Annotated in this window: 24 protein-coding genes and 2 tRNA genes; 15 read left to right on the forward strand and 11 right to left on the reverse strand. The window is 60.7% G+C overall.

The features are described from left to right. The first annotated feature begins 32 nt into the window (after positions 1–32). From ACO77H_RS21845 to ACO77H_RS21855, 3 genes are all read left to right on the forward strand, one after another. Positions 33–1,565 (forward strand): AmpG family muropeptide MFS transporter, encoded by a 1,533-nt coding sequence (locus ACO77H_RS21845; protein ID WP_169954606.1) that lies wholly within the window; start codon positions 33–35, stop codon positions 1,563–1,565. Between the two features lie 185 nt (positions 1,566–1,750). Beyond that, on the forward strand, positions 1,751–3,466 hold the full coding sequence (locus ACO77H_RS21850; RefSeq protein WP_170056825.1) for a proline--tRNA ligase: 1,716 nt from the start codon (positions 1,751–1,753) through the stop codon (positions 3,464–3,466). 20 nt (positions 3,467–3,486) lie between these two features. Then, entirely contained in the window at positions 3,487–4,440 is a 954-nt protein-coding gene (locus ACO77H_RS21855; RefSeq protein WP_169954604.1) for a hypothetical protein, read from the forward strand. A gap of 137 nt (positions 4,441–4,577) precedes the next feature. On the opposite strand, the gene dinB is transcribed toward ACO77H_RS21855, so the two are convergent. Then, positions 4,578–5,636: a DNA polymerase IV gene (gene dinB / locus ACO77H_RS21860; RefSeq protein ID WP_170041862.1), complete on the reverse strand. Its 1,059-nt coding sequence runs from the start codon at positions 5,634–5,636 to the stop codon at positions 4,578–4,580. A gap of 290 nt (positions 5,637–5,926) precedes the next feature. On the opposite strand from dinB, the gene ACO77H_RS21865 reads away from it, so the two are divergent. The 4 genes from ACO77H_RS21865 to ACO77H_RS21880 all read left to right on the forward strand — a co-directional run bounded on the left by ACO77H_RS21865 (position 5,927) and on the right by ACO77H_RS21880 (position 10,476). Then, positions 5,927–6,003, forward strand: a tRNA-Met gene (locus ACO77H_RS21865). A gap of 194 nt (positions 6,004–6,197) precedes the next feature. Continuing rightward, positions 6,198–6,274, forward strand: a tRNA-Met gene (locus ACO77H_RS21870). Between the two features lie 279 nt (positions 6,275–6,553). After that, the gene (gene mprF, locus ACO77H_RS21875; protein ID WP_170041861.1) at positions 6,554–9,196 is read left to right on the forward strand and encodes a bifunctional lysylphosphatidylglycerol flippase/synthetase MprF; all 2,643 of its coding nucleotides are present in this window, start codon (positions 6,554–6,556) and stop codon (positions 9,194–9,196) included. Further along, positions 9,196–10,476, forward strand: coding sequence for a virulence factor family protein (locus ACO77H_RS21880; protein WP_170056824.1), 1,281 nt, complete (start codon positions 9,196–9,198; stop codon positions 10,474–10,476). The genes mprF and ACO77H_RS21880 overlap by 1 nt, the downstream gene beginning before the upstream one ends. A 111-nt stretch (positions 10,477–10,587) precedes the next feature. Here ACO77H_RS21880 and ACO77H_RS21885 read toward each other — a convergent pair whose 3' ends face one another. Then, entirely contained in the window at positions 10,588–12,489 is a 1,902-nt protein-coding gene (locus ACO77H_RS21885) for a potassium transporter Kup (RefSeq protein ID WP_170041859.1), read from the reverse strand. 309 nt (positions 12,490–12,798) lie between these two features. Between ACO77H_RS21885 and rimO the strand changes: the two genes are divergently transcribed. The 5 genes from rimO (at position 12,799) to tsaA (ending at position 16,746) form a co-directional block, all read left to right on the forward strand. Next, entirely contained in the window at positions 12,799–14,139 is a 1,341-nt protein-coding gene (gene rimO, locus ACO77H_RS21890; RefSeq protein WP_029295337.1) for a 30S ribosomal protein S12 methylthiotransferase RimO, read from the forward strand. Positions 14,140–14,242: 103 nt separating this feature from the next. Beyond that, the gene (locus tag ACO77H_RS21895) at positions 14,243–14,713 is read left to right on the forward strand and encodes a GNAT family N-acetyltransferase (RefSeq protein WP_169954599.1); all 471 of its coding nucleotides are present in this window, start codon (positions 14,243–14,245) and stop codon (positions 14,711–14,713) included. Between the two features lie 95 nt (positions 14,714–14,808). Next, a complete protein-coding gene (locus ACO77H_RS21900; protein ID WP_170041858.1) occupies positions 14,809–15,519 on the forward strand; it encodes an rRNA pseudouridine synthase in 711 nt (236 codons plus the stop codon). Positions 15,520–15,585: 66 nt separating this feature from the next. Beyond that, complete coding sequence (locus ACO77H_RS21905; RefSeq protein WP_057439364.1) at positions 15,586–16,047, forward strand: DUF1456 family protein; 462 nt, start codon at positions 15,586–15,588, stop codon at positions 16,045–16,047. Positions 16,048–16,050: 3 nt separating this feature from the next. Then, positions 16,051–16,746 carry a tRNA (N6-threonylcarbamoyladenosine(37)-N6)-methyltransferase TrmO gene (tsaA, locus tag ACO77H_RS21910; protein WP_432754554.1) on the forward strand — a complete coding sequence of 232 codons (696 nt, stop codon included), beginning with the start codon at positions 16,051–16,053 and terminating at the stop codon, positions 16,744–16,746. A 147-nt stretch (positions 16,747–16,893) separates the two neighbouring features. On the opposite strand, the gene fpr is transcribed toward tsaA, so the two are convergent. Next, entirely contained in the window at positions 16,894–17,673 is a 780-nt protein-coding gene (gene fpr, locus ACO77H_RS21915) for a ferredoxin-NADP reductase (protein WP_003172178.1), read from the reverse strand. 125 nt (positions 17,674–17,798) lie between these two features. Between fpr and ACO77H_RS21920 the strand changes: the two genes are divergently transcribed. Further along, on the forward strand, positions 17,799–18,725 hold the full coding sequence (locus ACO77H_RS21920; RefSeq protein ID WP_169954596.1) for a LysR family transcriptional regulator: 927 nt from the start codon (positions 17,799–17,801) through the stop codon (positions 18,723–18,725). Here ACO77H_RS21920 and ACO77H_RS21925 read toward each other — a convergent pair. The 3 genes from ACO77H_RS21925 to ACO77H_RS21935 form a co-directional block, all read right to left on the reverse strand. Next, complete coding sequence (locus tag ACO77H_RS21925; protein ID WP_169954595.1) at positions 18,722–19,084, reverse strand: diacylglycerol kinase; 363 nt, start codon at positions 19,082–19,084, stop codon at positions 18,722–18,724. The two genes, ACO77H_RS21920 and ACO77H_RS21925, sit on opposite strands and share 4 nt — an antisense overlap. 74 nt (positions 19,085–19,158) lie before the next feature. Continuing rightward, complete coding sequence (erdR, locus tag ACO77H_RS21930) at positions 19,159–19,809, reverse strand: response regulator transcription factor ErdR (RefSeq protein WP_169954594.1); 651 nt, start codon at positions 19,807–19,809, stop codon at positions 19,159–19,161. Between the two features lie 162 nt (positions 19,810–19,971). Further along, positions 19,972–20,682 carry a tRNA-uridine aminocarboxypropyltransferase gene (locus ACO77H_RS21935; protein ID WP_169954593.1) on the reverse strand — a complete coding sequence of 237 codons (711 nt, stop codon included), beginning with the start codon at positions 20,680–20,682 and terminating at the stop codon, positions 19,972–19,974. A gap of 194 nt (positions 20,683–20,876) precedes the next feature. Here ACO77H_RS21935 and ACO77H_RS21940 point away from each other — a divergent pair, with 194 nt between their 5' ends. Both ACO77H_RS21940 and ACO77H_RS21945 read left to right on the forward strand, forming a co-directional pair. Further along, the gene (locus ACO77H_RS21940) at positions 20,877–21,311 is read left to right on the forward strand and encodes a PA3611 family quorum-sensing-regulated virulence factor (RefSeq protein WP_169954592.1); all 435 of its coding nucleotides are present in this window, start codon (positions 20,877–20,879) and stop codon (positions 21,309–21,311) included. A gap of 264 nt (positions 21,312–21,575) precedes the next feature. Then, a complete protein-coding gene (locus ACO77H_RS21945; protein ID WP_170056822.1) occupies positions 21,576–22,688 on the forward strand; it encodes a TIGR00730 family Rossman fold protein in 1,113 nt (370 codons plus the stop codon). A gap of 193 nt (positions 22,689–22,881) precedes the next feature. Here ACO77H_RS21945 and recX read toward each other — a convergent pair whose 3' ends face one another. The 5 genes from recX to ACO77H_RS21970 form a co-directional block, all read right to left on the reverse strand. Next, the gene (gene recX, locus ACO77H_RS21950; protein WP_432754555.1) at positions 22,882–23,349 is read right to left on the reverse strand and encodes a recombination regulator RecX; all 468 of its coding nucleotides are present in this window, start codon (positions 23,347–23,349) and stop codon (positions 22,882–22,884) included. Between the two features lie 8 nt (positions 23,350–23,357). Continuing rightward, the gene (gene recA, locus ACO77H_RS21955) at positions 23,358–24,416 is read right to left on the reverse strand and encodes a recombinase RecA (protein ID WP_029295312.1); all 1,059 of its coding nucleotides are present in this window, start codon (positions 24,414–24,416) and stop codon (positions 23,358–23,360) included. An 83-nt stretch (positions 24,417–24,499) separates the two neighbouring features. After that, a complete protein-coding gene (locus ACO77H_RS21960) occupies positions 24,500–25,000 on the reverse strand; it encodes a CinA family protein (protein ID WP_169954590.1) in 501 nt (166 codons plus the stop codon). 81 nt (positions 25,001–25,081) lie between these two features. Then, complete coding sequence (locus tag ACO77H_RS21965) at positions 25,082–25,585, reverse strand: lysis system i-spanin subunit Rz (protein WP_432754556.1); 504 nt, start codon at positions 25,583–25,585, stop codon at positions 25,082–25,084. Next, the gene (locus ACO77H_RS21970) at positions 25,576–26,127 is read right to left on the reverse strand and encodes a glycoside hydrolase family 19 protein (protein WP_432754557.1); all 552 of its coding nucleotides are present in this window, start codon (positions 26,125–26,127) and stop codon (positions 25,576–25,578) included. Before ACO77H_RS21970 ends, ACO77H_RS21965 begins: the two co-directional genes overlap by 10 nt. Between the last annotated feature and the right edge of the window lie 5 nt (positions 26,128–26,132).

Raw genomic sequence — 26,132 nt, forward strand, 5'->3', positions numbered from 1 at the left:
TGTTTCCGTAAATCTGAGGCAGACTCCAGCCCATGCCCCGTAAAACCTGGCGCGCCGCGCTCGCTGCCTATGCCAGCCCCTCGACGTTAGTGCTGTTACTGCTCGGCTTCGCCGCCGGTCTGCCTTACATGTTGGTGTTCTCGACGCTCTCGGTCTGGTTGCGTGAAGCCGGTGTGGCGCGCGAAACCATTGGCTATGCGAGCCTGATCGGCCTGGCCTATGCGTTCAAGTGGGTCTGGTCACCACTACTGGACCAATGGCGCCTGCCGCTATTGGGCAAGCTGGGGCGTCGTCGCTCCTGGCTGGTGCTGTCCCAATCCCTGGTAATTCTCGGCTTGATCGGCATGGGCTTCTGCGACCCGCAGAAACACCTGTCCTGGCTGATCGCCATTGCCGTTATCGTGGCATTTGCCTCCGCCACCCAAGACATCGCGGTAGACGCCTATCGCCTGGAAATCGCCGACGACAGCCGCCAGGCCGCACTGGCCGCCAGCTATATGTCCGGCTACCGTATCGCCGCCCTGCTGGCCACCGCCGGCGCGCTGTTCTTTGCCGAGGGCTTTGGCTCCACCGGCTTTAACTACAAACATTCGGCGTGGACCGGCACCTATGTGCTGTTCGGTGTACTGATGATCCCCGCCCTGCTCACCAGCTTTTTCATGCGCGAACCCGATGTGCCGTTGCGCACCCAGTTGCAGGCCGGGCGCTATACCTTTGCCCACCAACTGATGTCGGTATTCGTGTTGATCGTCCTGCTGGTGTCGGTCCCGGCGATGTTCACCCAGCTCTACAACACTGACTTTGCCAGCGTGCTGTTCGAAGGCGTGAGCCTGTTCGACCTGCTGCTCGAAGACCGCGCGTTTCTGCGCGCCATCCTCTATATCACCCTCACCACCCTGTGCCTTTCGGCCATGGGCCGCCGGGGCCTGGCGCCGGTGCTGACGCCGGTCAACGACTTTATCCTGCGCTACCGCTGGCAGGCCCTGCTGCTGCTGGGGTTGATCGCCACCTACCGGATGTCGGACACGGTGATGGGCGTGATGGCCAACGTGTTCTATATCGACCAGGGGTTCACCAAGGACCAGATCGCCAGCGTCAGTAAGATCTTCGGCCTGATCATGACCCTGGTCGGCGCCGGCATGGGCGGCCTGTTGATCGTGCGATTCGGCATCCTGCCGATCCTGTTTATCGGTGGTATCACCTCGGCCGGCACCAACCTGCTGTTCCTGATGCTCGCCGACATGGGCGCCGACCTGCAGATGCTGATCTTCACCATCTCCCTGGACAACTTCAGCTCGGGCCTGGCGACTTCGGCGTTCGTCGCCTACCTGTCGAGCCTGACCAACCTTAAGTTCTCCGCCACCCAGTACGCCCTGCTCAGCTCGATCATGCTGCTGTTGCCACGGTTGATCGGCGGGTACTCGGGGGTCATGGTGGAAAAGTTCGGCTATCACAACTTCTTCCTGATCACCGCGCTGCTCGGCGTGCCGACACTGCTGCTGATTGCCTTGCATTGGTACCAGGAAAGCCGGCGGATCCGTTTGAACCCGCCCGAAGAAGGCTGATACCTGTGGGAGCGGGCTTGCCCGCGATAGCATCACTGCGGTTTGCCTGACACAGCCAGGCGCCGGCATCGCGGCCAAGCCCGCTCCCACAGAAATCCCGTCAGCACCTGATGCCTGTACTCTGGCGGCGACCGCCCGTACAATCCCAGGTCACTTCAAGTCCAAGCAACCGACAACGGCCTACCATGCGTACCAGTCAATATTTGCTCGCCACACAGAAAGAAACGCCTTCCGATGCGGTCGTGATCAGCCACCAGCTGATGCTGCGCGCCGGTATGATCCGCAAACTGGCCTCTGGCCTGTACACCTGGCTGCCCATGGGCTTGAAGGTGATGCGCAAGGTCGAAGCGATCGTTCGCGAAGAAATGAACGCCGCCGGCTCTCTGGAAGTATTGATGCCGAGCACTCAGCCGGCTGAACTGTGGCAGGAATCCGGGCGCTGGGAAGAGTACGGCCCTGAGCTGCTGCGCTTCAAGGATCGTCATGGCCGCGACTTCTGCGCAGGCCCGACCCATGAAGAAGTGATCACCGACCTGATGCGCAACGAGTTGAGCAGCTACAAACAGCTGCCCCTCAACCTGTATCAGATCCAGACCAAGTTCCGTGACGAAATCCGCCCACGCTTCGGCTTGATGCGTGGCCGCGAGTTCATCATGAAGGACGCCTATTCGTTCCATGCCGACCAGCCTTCGCTGCAGGTCACCTATGACCGCATGCACCAGGCCTATTGCAACGTGTTCACCCGCCTGGGCCTGAAATTCCGCCCAGTTGAAGCAGACAACGGCTCCATCGGCGGTGCGGGCTCCCATGAGTTCCACGTGCTGGCAGAGTCCGGCGAAGACGATATCGTCTTCAGCGACGGCTCCGACTACGCGGCCAACATCGAGAAAGCCGAAGCCGTGCCACGGGAAACCTCCCGTGCGGCGCCGGCTGAAGAGCTGCGCCTGGTCGACACCCCAGACACCAAGACCATCGCGGCCCTGGTCGAAAAATTCAATCTGCCGATTGAAAAGACCATCAAGACCCTGATCGTGCATGCCGAGGAAGAAGGCAAGCTGATCGCCCTGGTTATCCGTGGCGACCACGAGCTCAACGAAATCAAGGCTGCCCAGCAACCTGGCGTCGCCAGCCCGCTGGTCATGGCTTCGGACGCCGAACTGCGTGACGCCATTGGCGCCGGCGCTGGCTCCCTGGGCCCGCTGAACCTGCCGCTGCCGATCATCATCGACCGTTCCGTCGAGCTGATGAGCGACTTCGGCATCGGCGCCAATATCGACGACAAGCACTACTTTGGCGTCAACTGGGAGCGTGACCTGCCGGTGCCGACCGTGGCCGACCTGCGCAACGTGGTGGCCGGTGATCCAAGCCCGGACGGCAAGGGCACCCTGGAAATCAAGCGCGGCATCGAAGTGGGGCACATCTTCCAGCTGGGCAACAAGTACAGCAAGGCGATGAAGTGCGAAGTGCTGGGCGAAAACGGCAAGCCGGTGACCCTGGAAATGGGCTGCTATGGCATTGGCGTTTCCCGCGTGGTGGCGGCTGCCATCGAGCAGAACCACGACGACAAAGGCATTATCTGGAGCGACACCCTGGCGCCGTTCCAGATCGCCCTGGTACCGCTGCGCTACGAAACCGAGCAGGTTCGCGAAGCCACCGACAAACTGTATGCCGAACTGACGGCCGCCGGTTTCGAAGTGCTGCTCGATGATCGCGACAAGAAGACCAGCCCGGGCATCAAGTTTGCCGACATGGAACTGATTGGCATCCCTCACCGGATCGTGGTCAGTGACCGCGGCCTGGCCGATGGCAATCTGGAATACAAGAGCCGGACCGAAGCCCAAGCCCAACCGTTGCCGGTGGCTGACGTGCTGCCCTTCCTTCAGGCGCGTATTCGTCGCTGAAAACCAGATCAAGAGAAGTCATGTTCAAGCGAAACACCAAAGCCCTGGGGGGCGCCGCCTTGTGCGGCGCCCTGCTGGTCAGCGGCTGCGCCAATCAGATGTCGCAGCGTAGCGAGCACGAGGAACGGATCGAGCGCAAGTTGCTCGACCACAGCCTGCAGATCGATGTCGGCGAACCCAAGGTGCTCGAACTGCCGCAACGCCGCGTGCGCATTCATGAACAGCGGACTTTCGAAGTCACTGAATTTGAAGTCACGCGCCACTATGATCGCTACACGCCCTACCAACCCTGGCGCGAACTCTACGAGATCCCGCTGGGTGCGGTGGCAGTGGTGGCGGGCGCCGGGGCCAACGTGGCGAACATCTTTGCCCTGGGCAACCTCCCGGACAGCATGACCCATGACTGGATCAGTTACGGCGTGGCCGGGCTCAACCCGTTCATGAACGTGCAGTCCCACGGCCGGGCGCAACAGAACCTGGCGGGTATCGATGAAATCCAGCGTGACCGCCGCCTGGAGTACACCAGCCTGCCGTGGAGTGAGCGACCGGTGCAGGTCAAGGCCGGCAAGCAGACCCACGAGATGACCACCGATCGCAACGGCGTCCTGCGCCTGAACCTGTTGGACAGCCCGTTTGCCGAACAGGATTTGAGCCAGGTCCGCACCTTGCGGATCAGCATTGAAGATGCCCAGGATGATGTGCATTCGGACTCATCCCTGGCCATCAGCACGACCTTGCGCGGCAAGCTGCTGGAAGCCCACGCCTTAATCTACGACGACCTGGAGGATGACGAAGTCAGCCAATGGGTGCATCGGGTCAAGCGCTTGTCGGAACTGGGCCTGGAAGAAGAAGCCAGCGAACTGGAACAGAGCCTGATTGAACTGACCCGCAATGATCCCGAATTGCAGCAGGAATTTCTCAAGGCGCTGACCAAGGATGGCGGCCGGCTGGTGGCTGATCCGGGTACCCGCTGAGGCAGCACTCAATGTAGGAGCGGACTTGTGTGGGAGCGGGCTTGCCCGCGATAGCGGAGTGTCAGGTTAGATACATTCGACTGACCCACTGCCATCGCGGGCAAGCCCGCTCCCACATAAGGCCCACCTCCAGCCATCTACCAGGACAGCTCCAGCTGTTCATTCCCCACGCTCAAGTCGAGCAAGCGCACGCCAATCCCCAGTAACCGCACCGGCTTGCCCCCACGATTGAACGCCTGGGTCAGCAACTGCTGGTAACTCTCCAGGTCCCGCCCCGCCCCCGCCTGCTCCAGGGTGGTCTGGGTAAAGTCATGAAACTTCACTTTGACAAAGGGTTTGCCCGGCCGATAACTGCTGTCGATGCGCTGCATGCGCCCGGCCAGGGTCGCCATCAGTTCCGGGAGTTTTTCCAGGCAACTGGGCAGGTCCGGCAGGTCGACGTCGTAGGTGTTTTCTACACTGATCGATTGCCGGCGGCTGTCGTTGTGTACCGCACGCTCATCAATCCCACGCGCCAAACTCCATAACCGCTCACCGAAACTGCCGAACTCCCGCACCAGCGCCAGCTTGTTCCACTCGCGCAATTGCAGGCAGTCCTCGATCCCCAGGCGTGCCAGCTTGTCGGCAGTGACCTTGCCGACGCCATGCAGCTTGCTTACCGGCAGTTGCGATACGAAATCTTCCACCTGGTCGGGGGTGATTACAAACAGCCCATTGGGCTTTTTCCAGTCGCTGGCGATCTTGGCCAGGAACTTGTTGGGCGCCACCCCCGCCGAAACCGTGATATGCAACTGGTTGGAGACGCGCCGGCGGATATCCTGGGCAATACGCGTGGCACTGCCGCCGAAATGCGCGCAATCGGAAACATCCAGGTAAGCCTCGTCCAGCGACAACGGCTCGATCAGATCGGTGTAGTCGCAAAAAATCGTGTGAATTTCCTTCGATGCTTCTTTATAGGCATCCATGCGCGGCTTGACGATGGTCAGGTCGGGGCACAGCTTCAATGCATGGCGCGATGACATCGCCGAACGCACACCGTAGGCTCGCGCCTCGTAGTTGCAGGTGGCGATCACCCCGCGCCGGTCCGCCGAGCCACCCACCGCCAGGGGCTTTTGCGCCAGGCTCGGGTTATCCCGCATTTCGATGGCAGCGTAGAAGCAATCACAGTCGACATGGATGATTTTGCGCTGCGTCATATAAAGAGAGGCGTGGTCAGGACATAAGTAGACGGATCGCCAGTATCGCATCCACACCTGTATATAGCACCAGTACTTTGAATCATCTGACAAAGTGGTAGGAAAAAACCTGGATGAATACATTTTTTCAATCGAACAACACCCTCCAATAGAGCTGGAAGCCACGGCTAGACTGGCCGCAACCCCATACTGCCCTTGCCTTGGAGAGCTAACCGATTGAAGCACAAGCGCTTTTCTTGGAATCAGCAGTTGACACACTGCCATTCCTCTGTAGAATGCCGACACACAGACGCGGGATGGAGCAGTCTGGTAGCTCGTCGGGCTCATAACCCGAAGGTCGTCGGTTCAAATCCGGCTCCCGCAACCAAACATCAAGAAAGGCTACTCGAAAGAGTGGCCTTTTTTGTGCGTGCAGGTTTTTGCCCTGCTACCCCCGGCGATGCGCCAGGGCAGTGAAAAGTCTTTTTCAATCGAGCACTTAGGCTAATTTGCAGTTATTTTGCGCTTTATGTCATTAACGGTTGACACCTCGTCGTTGCGCTGTAGAATGCCGCCCACAGACGCGGGATGGAGCAGTCTGGTAGCTCGTCGGGCTCATAACCCGAAGGTCGTCGGTTCAAATCCGGCTCCCGCAACCAAACATCAAAAAAGGCTACTCGAAAGAGTGGCCTTTTTTGTATCCGCAGAAAAAGTTCTTTTGAAACAATGGCATGGCATCTTTCATGAAACCGCCCGCGGGTTTCAGAGTCCATCCATTTGCAAGCTATGCTCAAGTGTCGAGCGCGTCCTTGCGCGACCAATGGACGCTGTCGCCGGGACCGGTGATCCGCGTTACTATTTGTAATTATTTTGTACATAGGGATTGGTAACTTGGCTGGATACCCCCATCCTGTCGCGCACAATCCACGAGGTGATTGATGCGCGCCAATTCGTCTGAACCACAAGACACTGTCACAGCCACACAACCGATCGCCCCCACTCGCCTGCGCTGGCTGGATCTGTTGAGCAAGTATCGCCAACCCATTGGGCTGGCGGTCACTCTGCTGCTGTTTGCAATTGCCTTGATCGCCTGCCGCCACCTGCTGCTAGAGCTGGATCTATACGCCCTGCACGACTCGATCCTGGAAGTACCGAAGCCCGCCTTGCTGGGCGCCTTTGCCGCCGCGATCGCAGGTTTCATCATTCTATTGGGCTACGAATTTTCCGGCGCACGCTACGCCGGGGTAAAACTGCCGGCCAAGACCCTGGCCTACGGCGGCTTTACAGCATTCGCCATCGGCAATGCGATTGGCCTGTCGATGCTGTCCGGTGGTTCGGTGCGCTACCGCCTTTATGCACGGCATGGCATCGGGGCTTCGGAAGTGGCCCATATGACCGTGTTTGCCAGCCTGGCCCTGGGTTGCGCCTTGCCGCCGCTCGCCGCCCTGGCCACGTTGAGCAACCTGCCCGCCGCCTCCAACGCCCTGCATCTGCCGGCAGCGCTGCTCGGCGGCATCGCAGGCGCGGTGCTGCTGCTGTCAGCCGTATTGTGTATCGGGATTTATCGTCGGCGCCTGCCAGAGCAGCCCTACCCCGACAACCTGCTGGTCAAGGCCGGCCGCCGCACCTTGCGCCTGCCTGGGCGCCGCCTGACGTTCCTGCAACTGATCATCACCGCGTTGGATGTCGCCGCCGCCGCTACCGTTCTTTATATGTTGCTGCCAGAAGCCCCGCCCTTTGGCCCGTTCCTGCTGGTGTACCTGCTGGCGCTCGCGGCCGGTGTGCTCAGCCATGTGCCTGGCGGTGTCGGCGTATTCGAGGCGATCCTGCTGGCCGCGTTTGCCGACAAGCTCGGCGCCGCACCACTGGCCGCCGCGCTGCTGTTGTACCGGATGATCTACGTGGTGCTGCCATTGCTGATCGCGTGCATCTTCCTGCTGATCAACGAAGCCCAGCGCCTGTTCCAGACCCAGCAAAGCCTGCGGGTGGCCTCGGGCCTCGCGGCACCGGTGTTGGCCGTGCTGGTTTTTTTGTCCGGGGTGGTGCTGCTGTTCTCCGGCGCCACCCCGGAAATCGACTCACGCCTGGAAAACATCGGCTTCCTGATTCCCCACCGCCTGATTGACGCCTCGCACTTTGGCGCCAGCCTGATCGGCGTGTTGTGCCTGTTGCTGGCCCAGGGCCTGCGTCGACGCCTGTCGGCAGCCTGGATGCTGACCATGGTGCTGTTGCTGGTGGGCGCCCTGCTCTCACTGCTCAAAGGCTTCGACTGGGAAGAAGCCAGCCTGATGACCATCACTGCGGTGCTGCTGGCAATCTTCCGGCGCTCGTTCTACCGCGCCAGCCGCCTGACCGAACTCCCGTTTTCCCCGCTGTATCTGGTGGCCAGCGTGTGCGTGCTGGGGGCGTCGATCTGGCTGCTGCTGTTCGCCTATCAGGACGTACCTTACAGCCATCAACTGTGGTGGCAGTTCACCCTCGACGCCAACGCCCCGCGTGGCCTGCGCTCGCTGCTGGGCGCCGCCATCTTGCTGGTGATTGTGTCGCTGACCTGGTTGTTGCGCACCGCCCGCCCGGTGATCCACCTGCCGACCGCCGATGAGCTGGAGCGTGCCACCAAGATCCTGATGGCCTCCTCGCAACCCGACGGCGGCCTGGCACTGACCGGCGACAAGGCCCTGCTGTTTCACCCCAACGACGAAGCGTTCCTGATGTACGCCCGGCGCGGCCGCAGCCTGGTGGCCCTGTACGACCCGATCGGCCCGACCCAGCCACGGGCCGAGATGATCTGGCAGTTTCGCGACCTGTGCGACATCCACCACGCCCGCCCGGTGTTCTACCAGGTACGTGCGGAGAACCTGCCCTTCTATATGGATATCGGCTTGACCGCGATCAAGCTGGGCGAAGAAGCCCGGGTCGATCTCAAGCGCTTTGACCTGGAAGCCAAGGGCAAGGAGATGAAGGACCTGCGCTACACCTGGAACCGCGGGACCCGGGATGGCCTGTCCCTGGAAATCTTCGAGCCGGGCCAGGCGCCGATGGATGCCTTGAAAGTCATCTCCGATGCCTGGTTGACCGGCAAGAACGTGCGCGAGAAGGGCTTCTCCCTGGGCCGTTTCAGCGACGAGTACCTCAAGCATTTTCGCATTGCGGTGATTCGCTTCGAGGGGCAGCCGGTGGCCTTCGCCAACCTGCTTGAGACCTACAGCCATGACCTGGCCAGCCTGGACCTGATGCGTGCGCACCCGGATGCGCCAAAGCTGACCATGGAGTTCATGATGGTCGGCTTGATCCAGCACTATAAGAGCCACAACTATGCACGCTTCAGCCTCGGCATGGTGCCGCTGTCGGGCCTGCAACCGCGCCGTGGCGCACCGCTGACCCAGCGCCTGGGCTCGATGGTGTTCCGCCGTGGCGAGCAACTGTATAACTTCCAAGGTTTGCGCCGCTTCAAAGACAAGTTCCAGCCTGACTGGGAACCTCGTTACATGGCCGTGCCCGCGGGACTTGATCCGCTGGTGGCACTGGCCGATACCGCCGCCCTGATCGCGGGCGGCTTGACTGGATTGGTGAAACGCTGATGATTCGACGCTCCTGGCGGTATGTATTGGCAAGTCTGGTGGTGCTGGCCCTGATCCTGGGTGGCGGCTACTGGTACTGGAATCGCCCCGCCCCCCAACCGACCCTGGAGCAACTGCCCCAGGCCGACGGCTCGACCCTGACCCGTGTGACCCCTGGCACCACCCCCAAGGCTCGCGTAGCCGTCGCCGTGCTGTCCGACGCCAGCCTGAGCGACAGCCAACTGATTGCCCTGAGCCAGGGCGGCAGCGCACAGATCGTGCAAGTGATCCTGCCCAAGGACGACTGCAAGCTGCAGGAGCAGGCCTTGCAAGCAGCCCTGGGCCAGCTCAAGGGCCCGGCCACCCTGGTCAGCGGCATCGGCCCTGGCGCGGCACTCGCCTGGCGCTGGCTGGCGACACAGAACGACGACAAGGCCAATGCCATCTCCGTGGGCTTCGCCCTGGTCCAGGAAGGCTGCAAGGACCCACTGCCCAAGACCGCCGCCCACGGCAACTGGCTGGTCGCCTGGAACGATAACCCTGACGACGAAAGCGCCAGTTTCGTACGCGATACCCCGCGCGCCACCACCAGCATCAGCGACTACGACATCAATTACCCGCAAGTGCTGAACAACGAACTGCGCAAGCAACTGGTGGGTTCGGACAATGGTGGCCTGGCGATCCCGGTGGTGGAAGTGCCGGCCGGCCAGGCCAAGGACACCGTGACCCTGTTCCTTTCCGGTGACGGCGGTTGGCGCGACCTCGACCGCGACGTGGCTGGCGAGATGGCCAAGATCGGCTACCCCGTGGTCGGCATCGATACCCTGCGCTATTACTGGCAGCACAAAAGCCCGGAGCAGAGCGCCAAGGACCTGACCGAGCTGATGCAGCACTATCGGCAGAAATGGGGCACCAAGCGCTTTGTGCTGACGGGTTACTCGTTCGGCGCCGATGTATTGCCGGCCATCTACAACCGCCTGCCGGAAGCCGAACAGCAGCGGGTAGACGCGATAATCCTGCTGGCCTTTGCCCGCACGGGCAGCTTTGAGATCGAAGTGGAAGGCTGGCTCGGCAATGCCGGCAAGGAAGCCGCCACCGGCCCGGAAATGGCCAAGCTGCCGGCGGCCAAGGTGGTGTGCATCTACGGTGAGGAAGAAGTCGACGAGAGCGGCTGCACCGACAAGAGCGCTGTGGGCGAAGCCATGAAGTTACCGGGCGGCCATCACTTCGACGAGAACTACCCGGCACTGGCCAAGCGCCTGGTGGATATCATCGAGAAGCGCCAGGTCAAGGCCGAGTAATACCCCATAACGGTAGGAGCCGGCTTGCCGGCGCCTCAAGGTGATCAGCCAGTTTCCCAAGGCACAAAAAAGCCCCCGCTGCCGCATGGCAACGGGGGCTTTTTGTTGGAGTTACATTTCTACCTGGGTCCCCAACTCAATCACCCGGTTCACCGGCAACTTGAAGAAACGCAGGTTGCCGTTGGCGTTCTTCAGCATGAAAGCAAACAACCCCTCGCGCCAGCGCGCCATGCCTTCGAGCTTGGAGGCGATGACCGTCTCGCGGCTGAGGAAGTAGGTGGTACGCATAGGACTGAAGTCCAGGTCGTCCAAGTGGCACAGTTTCAGGGCTTCGGGCACGTCCGGCTCATCGGTAAAGCCAAAATGCAGAATCACCCGGAAGAAACCGTCGCCATAGGAATCTACTTCGAAGCGGCGCTGGGCCGGGACGCGCGGGATATCCTCATAGACCACCGTCAGCAGCACCACCTGCTCGTGCAGCACCTGGTTGTGCAGCAGGTTATGCAGCAAGGCGTGGGGCACCGCGTCCGGGCGGGCGGTGAGGAACACCGCCGTGCCCTGCACGCGATGAGGCGGCTGGACGCGGATGCTGCTGATAAAGATCGGCAGCGGCAACCCGCCCTCGTCCAGGCGTTCCACCAGCAATTGCTTGCCGCGCTTCCAGGTGGTCATCAGCACAAACAGCACTATCCCCGCCAACACCGGGAACGCACCGCCCTGCACCACTTTCGGCACGTTGGCCGCAAAGAACAGGCCATCCACCAGCAAAAAGCCCAGCAATACGGGCACGGCCAGGACCGGCGGCCATTTCCACAACAGCAGCATCACGGCGGAAACCAGGATGGTGGTCATCAACATGGTCCCGGTCACAGCCACCCCGTAGGCCGAGGCCAGGGCGCCCGAGGACTCGAAGCCCAGCACCAGCAGGATCACGCCGACCATCAGCGACCAGTTCACCGCGCCGATATAGATCTGGCCCTGCTCGGCGCTGGAAGTGTGCTGGATATGCATGCGCGGGATGTAGCCGAGCTGGATCGCCTGGCGCGTCAACGAGAACGCACCGGAAATCACTGCCTGGGAAGCAATCACCGTGGCCAGGGTGGACAAGCCCACCAGCGGCAGCAAGGCCCAGCTTGGCGCCAGCAGGTAGAACGGGTTGCGCGCGGCCTCGGGGTCACCGAGCAACATCGCGCCCTGGCCAAAATAGTTAAGCACCAGCGCCGGCAGCACCAGGATGAACCAGGCCCGGGCAATGGGTTTGCGGCCGAAGTGGCCCATGTCGGCATACAGCGCTTCGGCGCCGGTCAAGGCCAGCACCACGGCGCCGAGGATTGCTACGCCGATGCCCGGATGGACCATGAAGAAACGCACACCCCACATCGGGTTCATCGCGTTGAGCACTTCGGGGTGCTGGACGATGCCATAGACGCCCAGGCCGCCCAGCACCAAAAACCAGGTGACCATCACCGGCCCGAACAGCTTGCCGATGCGGTCGGTGCCATGTTTCTGGATCAGGAACAGCCCTACCAGCACCACCAACGCCACGGGCACGACCCAATGCTCAAGGCCGTCGAACGCCAGTTCCAGGCCCTCGATGGCCGACAACACCGAAATCGCCGGGGTGATCATGCTGTCGCCATAGAACAGCGCCGCGCCACACAGGCCGCACACCACCAGGAAACTGCGCAGCCGCGGATGATTGCCCGCCGCCCGTCGGGCCAGCGCCGTCAGCGCCATGATGCCGCCCTCGCCCTGGTTGTCGGCGCGCAGCACGAACAACATGTACTTGATGGACACCACCCAGATCAACGACCAGAAGATCAGCGCCAGGATCCCCAGCACCCCATCATGATTGACCTGCACCCCATAACTGCCGGAAAACACCTCTTTAAGGGTGTAGAGCGGGCTGGTGCCGATATCGCCATAAACCACCCCGACCGCCGCCACCAACATGCCGATTGGCTTTGCGCTGGAATGCCCGGCACCCGCCGCCTGACTATTTACCTGACCCATCAACCACTCCTGCCCTTTTGACCTGAGGTCTTTTATAAACAGCCCAGCTATACACTTAAGCCCAAAGCTAAGCTATACACAGCATGTGCCGCTGTACTTCTGGTAACAGATTATTTGTTGACTACCAACCTAGCCCCGGTGCAACGGCGCGCAGCATAGCGCAGCACTCGTCGTATTTCCCTGCATAAAGCTGGTCAAGTGCGTTTCCCGTCGCTAGAATTGCGCACTTTTTGATCAGAGGCACATCAAGTGCCCGTCCGCTGCCCTGTCGTGCCCGACTGGCGGCGTCATTCAATACCGAGGTTAGACATGTCCACCACCATCGCAAAAGCCAACCCCAAGGTTGGCTTTGTTTCCCTGGGTTGCCCGAAGGCGCTCGTCGACTCCGAGCGCATCCTCACGCAACTGCGCATGGAAGGCTACGACGTCGTGTCCACTTATCAGGACGCCGATGTGGTGGTGGTCAACACCTGTGGCTTCATTGATTCAGCCAAGGCAGAGTCTCTGGAAGTGATCGGCGAAGCCATCAAGGAAAACGGCAAGGTCATCGTCACCGGCTGCATGGGTGTGGAAGAAGGCAATATCCGCAACGTGCACCCAAGCGTGCTGGCCGTGACCGGTCCGCAGCAGTACGAGCAGGTGGTCAACGCCGTGCACGAGGTAGTGCCGCCGCGCCAGGACCACAACCCGCTGATCGACCTGGTGCCACCCCAGGGCATCAAGCTGACCCCGCGGCATTATGCGTACCTGAAGATTTCCGAAGGCTGCAACCACAGCTGCAGCTTCTGCATCATCCCGTCGATGCGCGGCAAGCTGGTCAGCCGCCCGGTGGGCGATGTACTGGACGAGGCCCAGCGCCTGGTCAAGTCTGGCGTCAAGGAACTGCTGGTGATCTCCCAGGACACCAGCGCCTACGGCGTCGATGTGAAGTACCGCACCGGTTTCTGGAACGGCGCGCCGGTGAAAACCCGCATGACCGAACTGTGCGAAGCCCTGAGCAGCCTGGGTGTGTGGGTGCGCCTGCACTACGTGTACCCTTACCCGCACGTCGACGAATTGATCCCGTTGATGGCCGCCGGCAAGATCCTGCCGTACCTGGACATCCCGTTCCAGCACGCCAGCCCCAAAGTGCTCAAGGCCATGAAACGCCCGGCCTTCGAAGACAAGACCCTGGCGCGCATCAAGAACTGGCGCCAGATATGCCCGGAGCTGATCATCCGCTCGACCTTTATCGTCGGCTTCCCCGGCGAAACCGAAGAAGACTTCCAGTACCTGCTGGACTGGCTGACTGAAGCCCAGTTGGATCGCGTCGGCTGCTTCCAGTACTCGCCGGTGGAAGGTGCCCCGGCCAACCTGCTGGACCTGGCTGTGGTGCCGGATGACGTCAAGCAAGACCGCTGGGAGCGCTTCATGGCCCATCAACAGGCCATCAGCTCGGCCCGCCTGCAACTGCGTATCGGCAAGGAAATCGAAGTGCTGATCGACGAAGTGGACGAGCAAGGCGCGGTCGGCCGTTGCTTCTTCGACGCACCGGAAATCGACGGCAATGTATTTATCGATGACGCCAGCGGCCTCAAGCCAGGCGACAAGGTCTGGTGCACGGTCACCGACGCCGACGAGTACGACCTCTGGGCGCAAAAACGCGACTAAGCTGTAAAAAATTGAAAAAGCCCTGCTTCTGAACAAGATGCGGGGCTTTTTTAGGTCTATCGTTTGCTCCATCAACGCCAACAAGCAGCAAGGAGCAGCGGGCATGGGCCAGCACTCGGTCATCCACACCCCAAAAACCAGCGACTACCCGGAACTGACCCGGATCTGGGAGGCCTCGGTGCGCGCCACCCATGACTTCCTGCCGCAAAGCTACATCGAACGCCTCAGGCACCTGGTGCTGACGCGCTACCTGGATGCCGTGATGTTGATCTGCACCAAGGACGCGCGCCAACGGATCACCGGGTTTGCCGGCGTTGCGGCGGGCAAGGTGGAAATGCTGTTCATCGACCCGCACTACCGGGGCCAGGGCCTGGGCCGGCAGTTGCTGCACTATGCCATTACCTCGATGAATGCCGATGAACTGGACGTCAACGAACAAAACCCCCAGGCCCTGGGCTTCTATATCAAGCAGGGTTTTGAAGTGATCGGGCGCACCGAGCATGACGGCATGGGGCAGCCTTATCCGTTGCTGCATATGCGTTTGCGCCAGGCCCAGCAAACACGCAGTGGCTGACACCTCCCACAAAAAGCAACTGCGGCGAAATGGGGCCGGGATTAACCGGCTCCAGGCAGGTACAATAGCTGCCCCCTTTTGTTACGGCCCTTGTCATGACTGACCCCATACGCCTCTCCAAACGCCTTATCGAACTGGTCGGTTGCTCCCGTCGGGAGGCCGAGCTGTTCATCGAAGGCGGCTGGGTCTCGGTGGATGGCGAAGTGATCGATGAACCGCAGTTCAAGGTCACGACACAAAAAGTCGAACTTGATCCCGAGGCCAAGGCCACCGCTCCAGAGCCGGTGACTATCCTGTTTCATGCGCCGGCCGGCGTGGACGTCGACAGCGCGATGCAGTCCCTCAGCGCCGAGACCCTGTCCGAGGAGCACCGCTTCAGCAAGCGCCCGCTCAAGGGCCACTTCCTGCGCCTGACCGCCAGCGCCGACCTGCAAGCCAAGGCCAGCGGCCTGTTGGTGTTTACCCAGGACTGGAAGATCCTGCGCAAGCTGACGGCCGACGCCGCCAAGATCGAGCAGGAGTATGTGGTTGAAGTCTCAGGCGACGTGGCCGCGCACGGCCTGAACCGCCTCGCCCACGGCCTGATGTACAAAGGCAAGGAGTTGCCTGCAGTCAAAGCCAGCTGGCAGAACGAGAACCGCCTGCGCTTTGCCCTGAAAAACCCGCAGCCCGGCATCATTGCCCTGTTCTGCGAAGCCATTGGCCTGAAGGTTGTGGCCATTCGCCGCATCCGCATTGGCGGCGTGTCCATCGGCAAGGTGCCGGTCGGCCAGTGGCGCTACATGTCCGGCAAAGAAAAGTTCTAAGCCACCCTATCTCTCGACCTCGCCCGCCCGGGCGAGGTCTACAGTCGAATACCAGGATTGCCCACCATGATTCACAACGACGTACTGCGCAGCGTGCGCTACATGCTCGACATCAGCGACAACAAGATGGTCGAGATCATCAAGATCGGCGGCATGGAAGTGTCCAAGGACGACCTGCTGACCTACCTCAAGAAAGACGAGGAAGAAGGCTTCGTGTTCTGCCCTGACGAAGTCATGGCGCACTTCCTCGATGGCCTGGTGATCTTCAAGCGCGGCAAGGACGAAAGCCGTCCACCGCAGCCGATCGAAACCCCGGTGACCAACAACATCATCCTCAAGAAACTGCGCGTGGCCTTCGAACTCAAGGAAGACGACATGCACGCCATCCTCAAGGCAGCCGAGTTCCCGGTGTCCAAGCCGGAACTGAGCGCGCTGTTCCGCAAGTTCGGCCACACCAACTATCGCCCGTGTGGCGACCAGTTGCTGCGTAACTTCCTCAAGGGCCTGACCCTGCGGGTTCGCGCGTAAACCATGAGTTACAACGTCTCGCCCGTCGGCTTCGTACGCTCCTGCTTCAAGGAGAAGTTCGCCATCCCGCGCCAGCCTCAACTGGCGCCCGCCGCCCGCGGCGTGTTGGAGTTGGTCGCGCCGTTCGACCAGGGTGAGGCAGTACAGGGCCTGGAGCAGGTCAGCCATGTGTGGCTGCTGTTCCTGTTTCATCAGGCCCTGGAAGACAAGCCGCGCTTGAAAGTGCGCCCGCCACGCCTGGGCGGCAACACGTCCATGGGCGTATTTGCCACCCGCGCGACCCATCGCCCCAATGGCATTGGCCAGTCAGTGGTCAAGCTGGACAAGGTAGAGCCGGGCCGGCTGTGGATTTCCGGGATCGATCTGCTCGATGGCACGCCGGTCCTGGATATCAAGCCGTATGTGCCCTATGCCGACATCATCGACACCGCCACCAACAGCATCGCCAGCAGCGCACCACCACTGATTCCCGTGCAGTGGCTCAAGACCGCCCTACACCAGGCTCACAGCCACGGCGAGCGCCTGGACGAGCCGCTGGTAGAGCTGATTGAGCAGTGTCTGGCGCAGGATCCACGGCCGGCGTATCAGACGCCAGGGCCGGAGCGCGAATATGGAGTGCGCTTCTGGGATGTGGATGTGCGTTGGCACTATCCTGAGGCTGGGATGATTTGTGTGCTTGAAGTGGTTGCGGCCGAATAAACGCCAAAAACAAATATGGGAGCTGGCCGGTGTAGGAGCTGGCTTGCCTGCGATGGCATCACTGTGGTGTAACTGATACACCGAGGTGCCTATATCGCAGGCAAGCCAGCTCCTACACCGGGCAGCTCCCACATTTTTTGACCGCGTTTATTTCTCGACGAACGCACGTTCGATCAGGTAGTCACCCGGCTCACGCATGCGTGGCGAAACCTTCAGGCCGAAGCTGTTCAGCACTTCGCTGGTCTCGTCGAGCATGCTCGGGCTACCGCACAGCATGGCGCGGTCGTCTTCAGGATTGATCGGCGGCAGGCCGATATCGCTGAACAGCTTGCCGCTGCGCATCAGGTCGGTGAGGCGGCCTTCGTTTTCGAACGGCTCGCGGGTCACGGTCGGGTAGTAGATCAACTTTTCACGCAGCGCTTCGCCGAAGAACTCGTTCTGTGGCAGGTGCTCGGTGATGAATTCGCGGTAAGCGACTTCGTTGACGTAACGCACGCCGTGGCACAGGATCACTTTTTCAAAGCGCTCGTAGGTTTCCGGGTCCTGGATCACGCTCATGAATGGCGCAAGACCAGTACCGGTGCTGAGCAGATACAGGTGTTTGCCCGGCTTCAGATCGTCGAGCACCAGGGTGCCCGTCGGTTTTTTGCTGATGATGATCTCGTCGCCTTCCTTCAAATGCTGCAATTGGGAAGTCAGCGGGCCATCCGGGACCTTGATGCTGAAGAACTCCAGATGCTCTTCCCAGTTCGGGCTGGCAATGGAGTAAGCGCGCATGAGCGGGCGGCCGTTGGGCTGCTGCAGGCCGATCATCACGAACTGACCGTTCTCAAAGCGCAGGCCCGGGTCGCGGGTGCACTTGAAGCTGAACAGAGTGTCGTTCCAGTGATGAACACTGAGGACACGCTCGTGGTTCATGTTGCTCATGTACGGGGAACTCCTGGAAATGGGTCTGCGCCAAAATGATAGGTGCGCAATTGCACAGTATTCTAATGGCGGCGACAATATCTGTTAACTGGATTATTAAGATAAGGGTTATCGGTTATATCGATATGCGATTTACTCTCCGTCAACTGCAAGTCTTCGTCGCCGTCGCCCAGCAGGAAAGTGTGTCACGCGCTGCTGGCCTTCTGGCCTTATCTCAATCCGCCGCCAGCACCTCGATCACCGAGCTGGAGCGCCAATCCAGCTGCCAATTGTTCGACCGCGCCGGTAAACGCCTGAGCCTCAACGCCCTGGGTCATCAGTTGCTGCCCCAGGCGGTGGCGCTGCTGGACCAGGCCAAGGAAATCGAAGACCTGCTCAACGGCAAGTCCGGCTTCGGCTCCCTGGCAGTCGGCGCGACCCTGACCATCGGCAATTACCTGGCCACACTGCTGATCGGCAGTTTCATGCAGCAGCATCCCGAGAGCCAGGTGAAGCTGCATGTACAGAACACTGCGCATATCGTGCATCAGGTTGCACATTACGAAATTGATCTGGGTCTAATCGAAGGTGACTGCAGCCACCCGGACATTGAGGTGCAAACCTGGGTCGAGGATGAACTGGTGGTGTTCTGTGCGCCCCAGCATCCCCTGGCCCTGCGCGGCCAGGCGAGCATGGAGCAGTTGACCCATGAAGCCTGGATCCTGCGGGAGCAGGGCTCCGGGACGCGCCTGACGTTTGATCAGGCCATGCGCCATCATCGCAGCGCACTGAATATCCGCCTGGAGCTGGAGCACACCGAAGCGATCAAGCGCGCTGTGGAGTCGGGATTGGGGATTGGCTGCATTTCCCGCCTGGCACTACGGGATGCGTTCCGGCGCGGCAGCCTGGTGCCCGTCGAGACCCCGGACCTGGACCTGGCCCGGCAGTTCTACTTCATCTGGCATAAACAGAAGTACCAGACCTCGGCCATGCGCGAGTTCCTCGAACTGTGCCGCGCCTTTACCGCCGGGGTCCAGCGCAGCGACGAGATCGTGCTGCCGAATATCGCCTAGATCAGGATCACGGCCCACACCACGGTAATCATGGTCAGCGCGACGAATTGCGCGGCGCTGCCCATGTCCTTGGCGTTTTTCGACAAGGGGTGGCGATCCAGGGAGATCCGGTCGATGGCCGCTTCCACCGCCGAGTTGAGCAACTCGACAATCAACGCAAGCAAGCACACGGCAATCAACAGTGCGCGCTCTACACGGCTGACGCTGAGGAAAAAGCTCAACGGAATCAGGATAACGTTGAGCAACACCAACTGACGAAAAGCCGCCTCGCCGGTGAACGCGGCACGCAGGCCATCGAGGGAATAGCCCCCGGCGTTGAAGATACGTTTGATACCGGTTTGACCCTTGAAAGGCGACATAGGTAGGCAACTGAGCAAAAAAGATGGAAGGAAGCTAGAGCACGCCAAGTCAAAAAAGCGTGAATCGAGCAGGCCTATGAGTGGGAAATTGACTCAAGTTGTTGCAACAGCAGCGCCGCCTGGGTTCGGGTGCGCACGCCCAGCTTACGGAAGATCGCGGTAACGTGTGCCTTGATGGTCGCTTCAGACACGCTCAGCTCATAGGCGATCTGCTTGTTCAGCAAGCCCTCGCAGACCATGGTCAATACACGAAACTGCTGTGGCGTGAGGCTGGCGAGCCCTTCCTGGGCGGCCTTGGCTTCGGCGGACACGTTGATTTCTTCGAATGCCTGCGGCGGCCATGAGACATCACCGTCCAACACCGTGCGCACCGCTGCTTGAATCTGCTCCATGGAGCTGGACTTGGGGATAAAACCACTGGCCCCGAACTCGCGGGAACGCACTACGACGTCTGCCTCTTCCTGGGCCGACACCATCACCACCGGAATCTGCGGGTATTGCCCGCGCAACAGCACCAGGCCGGAAAACCCGTAGGCACCGGGCATGTTCAGGTCCAGCAGCACCAGATCCCAATCGGTCTTGTCAGTCAGGCGGGCTTCCAGCTCAGCGATGCTGCCCACTTCCACCAGGCGGACGTCCGGGCCCAGGCCCAGTGTGACGGCCTGGTGCAGCGCGCTGCGGAAAAGCGGGTGGTCATCGGCAATCAGGATTTCGTATGTGGCCATTTATTAAATGATCCTGTTTTTTATGGGAGCACCGATGGGTTCAGTGCTCGCCAACGTACAAGGTGCCAGCCAGCGGCTGTCACGAACAGTTACGCTTGATGGCATTTTAGCCGGCTCAGGCGATGCAGTGCCATCATGCAAAGGTCATCTGACACCGAAGTCCTACAGATAAGGTGCCAGACGCGTGTGGACACTGTCCGTCGGATCCAGCGCCAACTGGAACTTGGCCGCCAGGTAATGGGTACTGAAAACATCCAGGTAGGCGTCCAGCACTTCGCTGGCCTGCTGGTCCTCGGCCAGTTCCAGGCACAACGCGGCCACTTCGGCGGTGCAGAAGTGGTCATCACGCTTGGAGCGGCGCAATTTGTAGCGCGAAAGCTGCTCCGGCTCCAGGCTCAGTACCGGCAGGTGCTCCAGATACGGGCTCTTGCGAAACATCTTGCGCGCTTCGCTCCAGGTGCCGTCCAGCAGGATAAACAACGGGCGCTTGCCCTGCGCCACCTTCACCTCGCTGACCACCCGCTGCGGCGCCACAAACTCGCCGGGAAAGACGATGTAGGGCTGCCATTGCGGGTCGGCCAGCAGCGCCAGCAACTCAGGTTCGACGGCCGTGCGCGTCCAGGGGAAGGCGCTGGTGTCTTCGATCACATCAGCGATCAGCCAACCGGTATTGCTGGGCTTCATCGGCTCCACATCGTGCATCAACAGGCACATGGCCGACCTGGCCTGGACCTTGGGACGCCAGGCGCACAGGCAGTATTGGGGGATCACTCGGCATCTGGGGCAACGTTCGGCACGCGAGCCGCGTGCGACAAAGGGGCTGACGGCACGGGCCAGGCGCTGGGTACGCAGACGGAACACCGCGTGGCTCATAGCGGGTGCCGTTGTGAAGCGATGAAAATCGACACGGACAAAACTCGGGGGCAGGCAAAAGTGCCAGCAGTTTACCAGAGCCGCCCCGCCAATACGCCTGGCCGTCGCGGCGACAGGTCACCTATAATCCTGCGCCACTGAACGCATAGCGCAGTGATGGGTCTATGGACCAGTAACCGAATCAGGAGAGTTTCATGCTGCGTCTTATGTTGCGTCTTGCCGCCCCGACCGTCGCCCTGGCGCTGGTATTGCCCTTGGGCGCCCAGGCAGCCTCCCTGGTGGAGCTGCAAATGAACAAGAAACTGCAAAGCGTCGCGGCAGAAAGCAACAAAGACCTGCCCAGGGAAATTGATGAACAAACCCTGGAAGTGGCCTACACCGTCGAAGGCATGCAACTGATTGATCACTTGAGCGTGCTGCCCGAGCGCGCCGAGCAAATGCGCGCCAACCCCAAAGCCGTGTATTTCCAACTGGGACAAAGCGTTTGCCTGAACAAAGGCTATCGCGAGTTGATGGCCAAGGGCGCCGTGATGCGCTACGAAATCACCGAAAACAAAACCAACCGGCCAGTGGCCTCGGTCAAGTTCGTCGAGACTGATTGCCCGGCCCCGGCCAAGAAGAAAAAGTAAGCCCCCTCTCCCACGCGCCGTTGGTCAACGGCGCGACAGCTCCCGCCCGCAAAACCTCGATCAATGCCCATTAAGTTATTGCCAGACAAGACTTTAGGGGCTCATGATCGAGCGATCCGGTAACATTTCCAGGGCAAAAAAGGTTGCCCTCGCGTGACTTGCAGTGCAAAGGTTTTTAACCACAAGGAACATACAGAGCCTGTTTCGTCGCCGTCAGCAGCCTGCAAGCAAGACGCCAGGGCTCTGTAACGAAGGAGAAGCTGAATGCCTGATCAACCGAACGACCTGCTGACCCGTCATTTTCCAGAAAACGGGACCGACCTTACACAACAGGTCGAAGCGCAACTCAAGCTGATTGCCCCCAGCAGCCCGAATATCTCTCTGTATCGCGACATGATCCTCACCGTGCTGCGTATGGCCCAGGACGACCGCGACCGCTGGAACGCCAAGATCACATTGAAGGCGATAAATGAACTGGACCATGCGTTTCGCGTGCTCGAACAGTTCAAGGGCCGACGCAAGGTCACCGTCTTCGGCTCGGCCCGCACACCAGTGGAAAGCCCGCTCTATGCCCTGGCCCGGGAAGTGGGCGCAGCCCTGGCCCGCTCGGATCTGATGGTCATCACCGGCGGCGGCGGCGGCATCATGGCCGCGGCCCACGAAGGGGCGGGCCTGGAACACAGCCTGGGGTTCAATATCACCCTGCCCTTTGAGCAGCATGCCAACCCGACCATTGATGGCACGGAAAACCTGCTGTCATTTCACTTCTTCTTTACCCGCAAGCTGTTTTTCGTCAAGGAAGCTGATGGGTTGGTGCTCTGCCCCGGCGGCTTCGGCACCCTGGATGAAGCGCTGGAAGTCCTGACGTTGATCCAGACCGGCAAGAGCCCGTTGGTGCCTGTGGTGCTGCTGGACGAGCCCGGCGGCGGTTTCTGGAAAGGTGCCCTGGAGTTTGTTCGCAACCAACTGGAGGCCAACCGCTACATCTTACCCACCGATCTCAAGCTGGTACGCCTGGTTCACAGCGCTGAAGAGGCGGTGCATGAAATCAACCAGTTCTATGCCAACTTCCATTCCACTCGCTGGTTGAAGCGCCAGTTCGTGGTGCGCATGAACCATCCGCTCAGCGAGCAGGCAATGGCGCATATACAGACGGCCTTCGCTGATCTGCGGCTCAGTGATGACTTCCAGCAACTGCCCTACGGGGGCCAAGAGCACGATGAAGCACGCTTCAGCCACCTGACGCGCCTGGTGTTCAACTTCACCGGGCGGAACCAGGGGCGATTGCGAGAGTTGGTGGATTACATCAACCTGCCGGAGAACTGGGCTGAGGCTCAGGGTAAAGCACAGCAACGGGTAGCGCCGGAACCGGCGTGATGCCGTAAAACACAAAAAAGGCCCGCTATTTTCATAGCGGGCCTTTTTTAGTGCTGTTTTATGTGGGAGCTGTCGAGCCCCTGCGAGGCTGCGATGGCGGCGTGTCAGGCAATACACTATTCGCTGTGAGGCCACCATCGCAGCCTCGCAGGAGTTCGACAGCTCCCACCTTTGATCGTCGCTTGCCGAAGAATCAGTCGTCCAGATCTCGACCGCTCAACAGCCGGCTGATCATCTCCATCGAAAACCCGCGATAACTCAAAAAACGCCCTTGCTTGGCAAGCTCACGGGCATCAATAGGCAGATGGCCAGCAAATTTGCGGCGCCAGGTGTCTTCCAGTTGTGTTTGCCAACTGATGCCACACTCGCGCAGTGCCAGATCAATATCGGCGCGCTGCAAGCCCCGCTGGCTCAGCTCCTCGCGAATCCGCGCAGGCCCGTAGCCCGAGCGTGCCCGGTAGGAAACAAAACTTTCGAGATATCGGGCTTCGGAAAGCAGCCCCTCTTCCGTCAGGCGGTCGAGGGCTGTTTCAATCATTTCAGGAGGGGCGCCACGCTGACGCAATTTACGCGTCAGCTCGACACGACCATGCTCGCGTCGTGCGAGCAGGTCCATTGCCGTACGCCGTACGGCAACCAGCGTATCGAGTACAACTGTCATCGTTGGACTCAGATATCAGCGTCGGCTTCTGCCATGTCATCAACAGGTTCACGGTTAGCCGCAGCCTTGACGTCTGGCGCCGGGGTCAGCAGCTTGTCGCGGATCTGCTTCTCAAGGGTCGCCGCGATATCCGGGTTGTCCTGCAGGAACTTGGCCGAGTTGGCCTTGCCCTGACCGATCTTGCTGCCGTTGTAGGCATACCAGGCACCGGACTTCTCGACAAAACCGTGCAGCACGCCCAGATCGATCATCTCGCCGTTCAGGTAGATACCCTTGCCGTAGAGAATCTGGAACTCAGCCTGACGGAATGGCGGGGCTACCTTGTTCTTCACCACCTTGACGCGGGTTTCGCTACCGACAACCTCGTCACCTTCCTTCACCGCGCCGGTACGGCGGATGTCCAGACGGACCGAAGCGTAGAACTTCAGCGCGTTACCACCGGTGGTGGTTTCCGGGCTGCCGAACATTACGCCGATCTTCATCCGGATCTGGTTGATGAAGATCACCAGGCAGTTGGCGTTCTTAATGTTACCGGTGATTTTACGCAGGGCCTGGGACATCAGACGGGCTTGCAGGCCGACGTGCATGTCGCCCATTTCGCCTTCGATCTCGGCCTTTGGCACCAGGGCCGCCACGGAGTCGACCACGATCACGTCGATGGCGTTGGAGCGCACCAGCATGTCGGTGATTTCCAGGGCTTGTTCGCCAGTGTCCGGCTGCGAAACCAGCAGGTCGTCGACATTGACGCCCAGCTTGCCCGCGTATTCAGGATCCAGGGCGTGCTCGGCATCGACGAACGCGCAGGTGGCGCCCATTTTTTGGGCCTGGGCAATCACCGACAGGGTCAGGGTGGTTTTACCAGAAGACTCTGGACCGTAGATTTCAACGATACGGCCTTTTGGCAGGCCGCCAATGCCGAGCGCGATGTCCAGACCCAGAGAGCCAGTGGAAATAGCCGGGATCGCCTGACGGTCGTGATCGCCCATACGCATTACGGCACCCTTGCCGAATTGACGTTCGATCTGACCCAGGGCCGCAGCCAAGGCTTTCTTCTTGTTGTCGTCCATTAAAGTCCTCACGTAATCAATAAGGCCTGACGGCCAACACCTGTATAAGTAGACAGTATTGTTCCATAAAGATCGGGGATCGCCTACCCCTGATTTTCTATTTCTGCTGCAGCTCGTCGCAACAGCCCCTCTAATGCGGCCTTTACCGTTTGTCGGCGGACCTCGTCGCGGTTGCCGGGGAAGTGCTGGCACTCGGCCGTAACCTCTTCGCCGACGCCCCAGGCCAGCCATACGGTGCCCACCGGTTTGTCCGGCGAGCCGCCATCGGGGCCCGCCACACCACTGACCGCCACGGCAAACCGCGCCAGGCTTTTTTCCTGGGCGCCCCGGGCCATGGCCTCGACCACTTCACGGCTGACCGCGCCGACCTTGGGGAACAAACCCTGCGGCACATTCAGCTGGCGGGTCTTCTGCCGATTGGAATAGGTCACGTACCCGGCCTCGAACCAGGCCGAACTCCCCGGAATACGGGTGATGGCTTCGGCAATACCACCACCGGTGCAGGACTCGGCGGTGGTGACGTGGGCATTGAGCACCTGCAAACGCCGGCCAAGTTCGGCGGCGAGTTGGGTAATTTCCTTCACGGTCGTCTCCAGGAAAGTGCGGGGGTTTGCCTACCCTACAGGAGCCCATCGGCCACGCAAGGTGCAGACGGGTTCATCGACTTACCGGGAGATGGCCTGCACATAGGCCTGGCAGGCCCTCAACGCGATCAATCCGTCATCACCGGCATCGGTGATGCCGATAATTCGTTGAGCATGCGCCGGGTCAAGTCGGCCTCGCGCGGCGCCATGAACCACGCTGCCGGCGGCGGTGGCTGGCATTGCGTGGCTGTTGGCGGGGTCGGCGGCGTCGAGAAGGACTGACAAGCGCACATCAGCAGTGGCCAGCCGGTCGCGCAGATAAACCTGGTGACGCTGTGCATCGTTCAACTCCCGGGTGTGTTGTTGATCGCTGGCCTGAAGCTGTTGCTCCAACGCCTGGCGCCTGTGCTGTTCGGCCCGGTATTGGCCCAGCGCCGCCTGGCTTTGTCGGTTGAGCTCCTCTGAATGCCGCGCCGCCTGGCGCTCAAAGGCAAGGCCATGGCGCCAGGCCTGGACCTGCCAGCTGGCTGCCGCCGAGATAGCCATCAGCAGGGCAACCGCCCCTATGCGCCCGCTCAACGGCATAACACTGCCCTCGCCTTTTCCCACAACTGTTGGCGGTGCTCCAGTCCGTTAAGGCCACCATTGATACGGCGGGTGATGGTGGTGAATTGGTCCTGGTCCGCCAATTCATTCAAGCCGTTGCTGTGCCAGAACCAGGCGGCGGATTCGGCCGCCCATTGCGGCTGCTCCAGCAGTTCGGGGAAATGCAGCAGACGTTCATCGCCAAACAGCGCCCGGCTGCAGGCCAGGTAATTGCGCCGCCCGGTAATCTGGATCAAGCCGCGGCCCCGGTACTTCTGGCCGTCACCGTCGGCGTCGGGAGTGTTGCCCAGGCGTGCAGCCAAGGTGCCCGTGTCGTATTTGCCCAGGTAGTGCTCGCCGCCGAGTTCACGCACGTAACGCAGCTCGCCGGACTCGTGCCCGACCTGGGCGATAAAGGCCGCCATCCGCTTAGGCCCGGTGATGTGTCGATGGAGCATGGCGGCGTTCAGCGCCAAAATAAAAAAGCCCGCTTGGGCGCGGGCGTTAGGCAGGATCTGTTGCAACTGCGTCAGCGTGATCATCCTTG

The sequence above is a fragment of the Pseudomonas sp. WMBT8 genome, from assembly GCF_050916005.1.
GTDB lineage: Bacteria > Pseudomonadota > Gammaproteobacteria > Pseudomonadales > Pseudomonadaceae > Aquipseudomonas.

Coding starts and splice junctions, on each gene's coding strand:
- ACO77H_RS21845 (WP_169954606.1), top strand. CDS start 33: ATGCCCCGTAAAACCTGGCGCGCCGCGCTCGCTGCCTATGCCAGCCCC.
- ACO77H_RS21850 (WP_170056825.1), top strand. CDS start 1,751: ATGCGTACCAGTCAATATTTGCTCGCCACACAGAAAGAAACGCCTTCC.
- ACO77H_RS21855 (WP_169954604.1), top strand. CDS start 3,487: ATGTTCAAGCGAAACACCAAAGCCCTGGGGGGCGCCGCCTTGTGCGGC.
- dinB (WP_170041862.1), bottom strand. CDS start 5,636: ATGACGCAGCGCAAAATCATCCATGTCGACTGTGATTGCTTCTACGCT.
- mprF (WP_170041861.1), top strand. CDS start 6,554: ATGCGCGCCAATTCGTCTGAACCACAAGACACTGTCACAGCCACACAA.
- ACO77H_RS21880 (WP_170056824.1), top strand. CDS start 9,196: ATGATTCGACGCTCCTGGCGGTATGTATTGGCAAGTCTGGTGGTGCTG.
- ACO77H_RS21885 (WP_170041859.1), bottom strand. CDS start 12,489: ATGGGTCAGGTAAATAGTCAGGCGGCGGGTGCCGGGCATTCCAGCGCA.
- rimO (WP_029295337.1), top strand. CDS start 12,799: ATGTCCACCACCATCGCAAAAGCCAACCCCAAGGTTGGCTTTGTTTCC.
- ACO77H_RS21895 (WP_169954599.1), top strand. CDS start 14,243: ATGGGCCAGCACTCGGTCATCCACACCCCAAAAACCAGCGACTACCCG.
- ACO77H_RS21900 (WP_170041858.1), top strand. CDS start 14,809: ATGACTGACCCCATACGCCTCTCCAAACGCCTTATCGAACTGGTCGGT.
- ACO77H_RS21905 (WP_057439364.1), top strand. CDS start 15,586: ATGATTCACAACGACGTACTGCGCAGCGTGCGCTACATGCTCGACATC.
- tsaA (WP_432754554.1), top strand. CDS start 16,051: ATGAGTTACAACGTCTCGCCCGTCGGCTTCGTACGCTCCTGCTTCAAG.
- fpr (WP_003172178.1), bottom strand. CDS start 17,673: ATGAGCAACATGAACCACGAGCGTGTCCTCAGTGTTCATCACTGGAAC.
- ACO77H_RS21920 (WP_169954596.1), top strand. CDS start 17,799: ATGCGATTTACTCTCCGTCAACTGCAAGTCTTCGTCGCCGTCGCCCAG.
- ACO77H_RS21925 (WP_169954595.1), bottom strand. CDS start 19,084: ATGTCGCCTTTCAAGGGTCAAACCGGTATCAAACGTATCTTCAACGCC.
- erdR (WP_169954594.1), bottom strand. CDS start 19,809: ATGGCCACATACGAAATCCTGATTGCCGATGACCACCCGCTTTTCCGC.
- ACO77H_RS21935 (WP_169954593.1), bottom strand. CDS start 20,682: ATGAGCCACGCGGTGTTCCGTCTGCGTACCCAGCGCCTGGCCCGTGCC.
- ACO77H_RS21940 (WP_169954592.1), top strand. CDS start 20,877: ATGCTGCGTCTTATGTTGCGTCTTGCCGCCCCGACCGTCGCCCTGGCG.
- ACO77H_RS21945 (WP_170056822.1), top strand. CDS start 21,576: ATGCCTGATCAACCGAACGACCTGCTGACCCGTCATTTTCCAGAAAAC.
- recX (WP_432754555.1), bottom strand. CDS start 23,349: ATGACAGTTGTACTCGATACGCTGGTTGCCGTACGGCGTACGGCAATG.
- recA (WP_029295312.1), bottom strand. CDS start 24,416: ATGGACGACAACAAGAAGAAAGCCTTGGCTGCGGCCCTGGGTCAGATC.
- ACO77H_RS21965 (WP_432754556.1), bottom strand. CDS start 25,585: ATGCCGTTGAGCGGGCGCATAGGGGCGGTTGCCCTGCTGATGGCTATC.
- ACO77H_RS21970 (WP_432754557.1), bottom strand. CDS start 26,127: ATGATCACGCTGACGCAGTTGCAACAGATCCTGCCTAACGCCCGCGCC.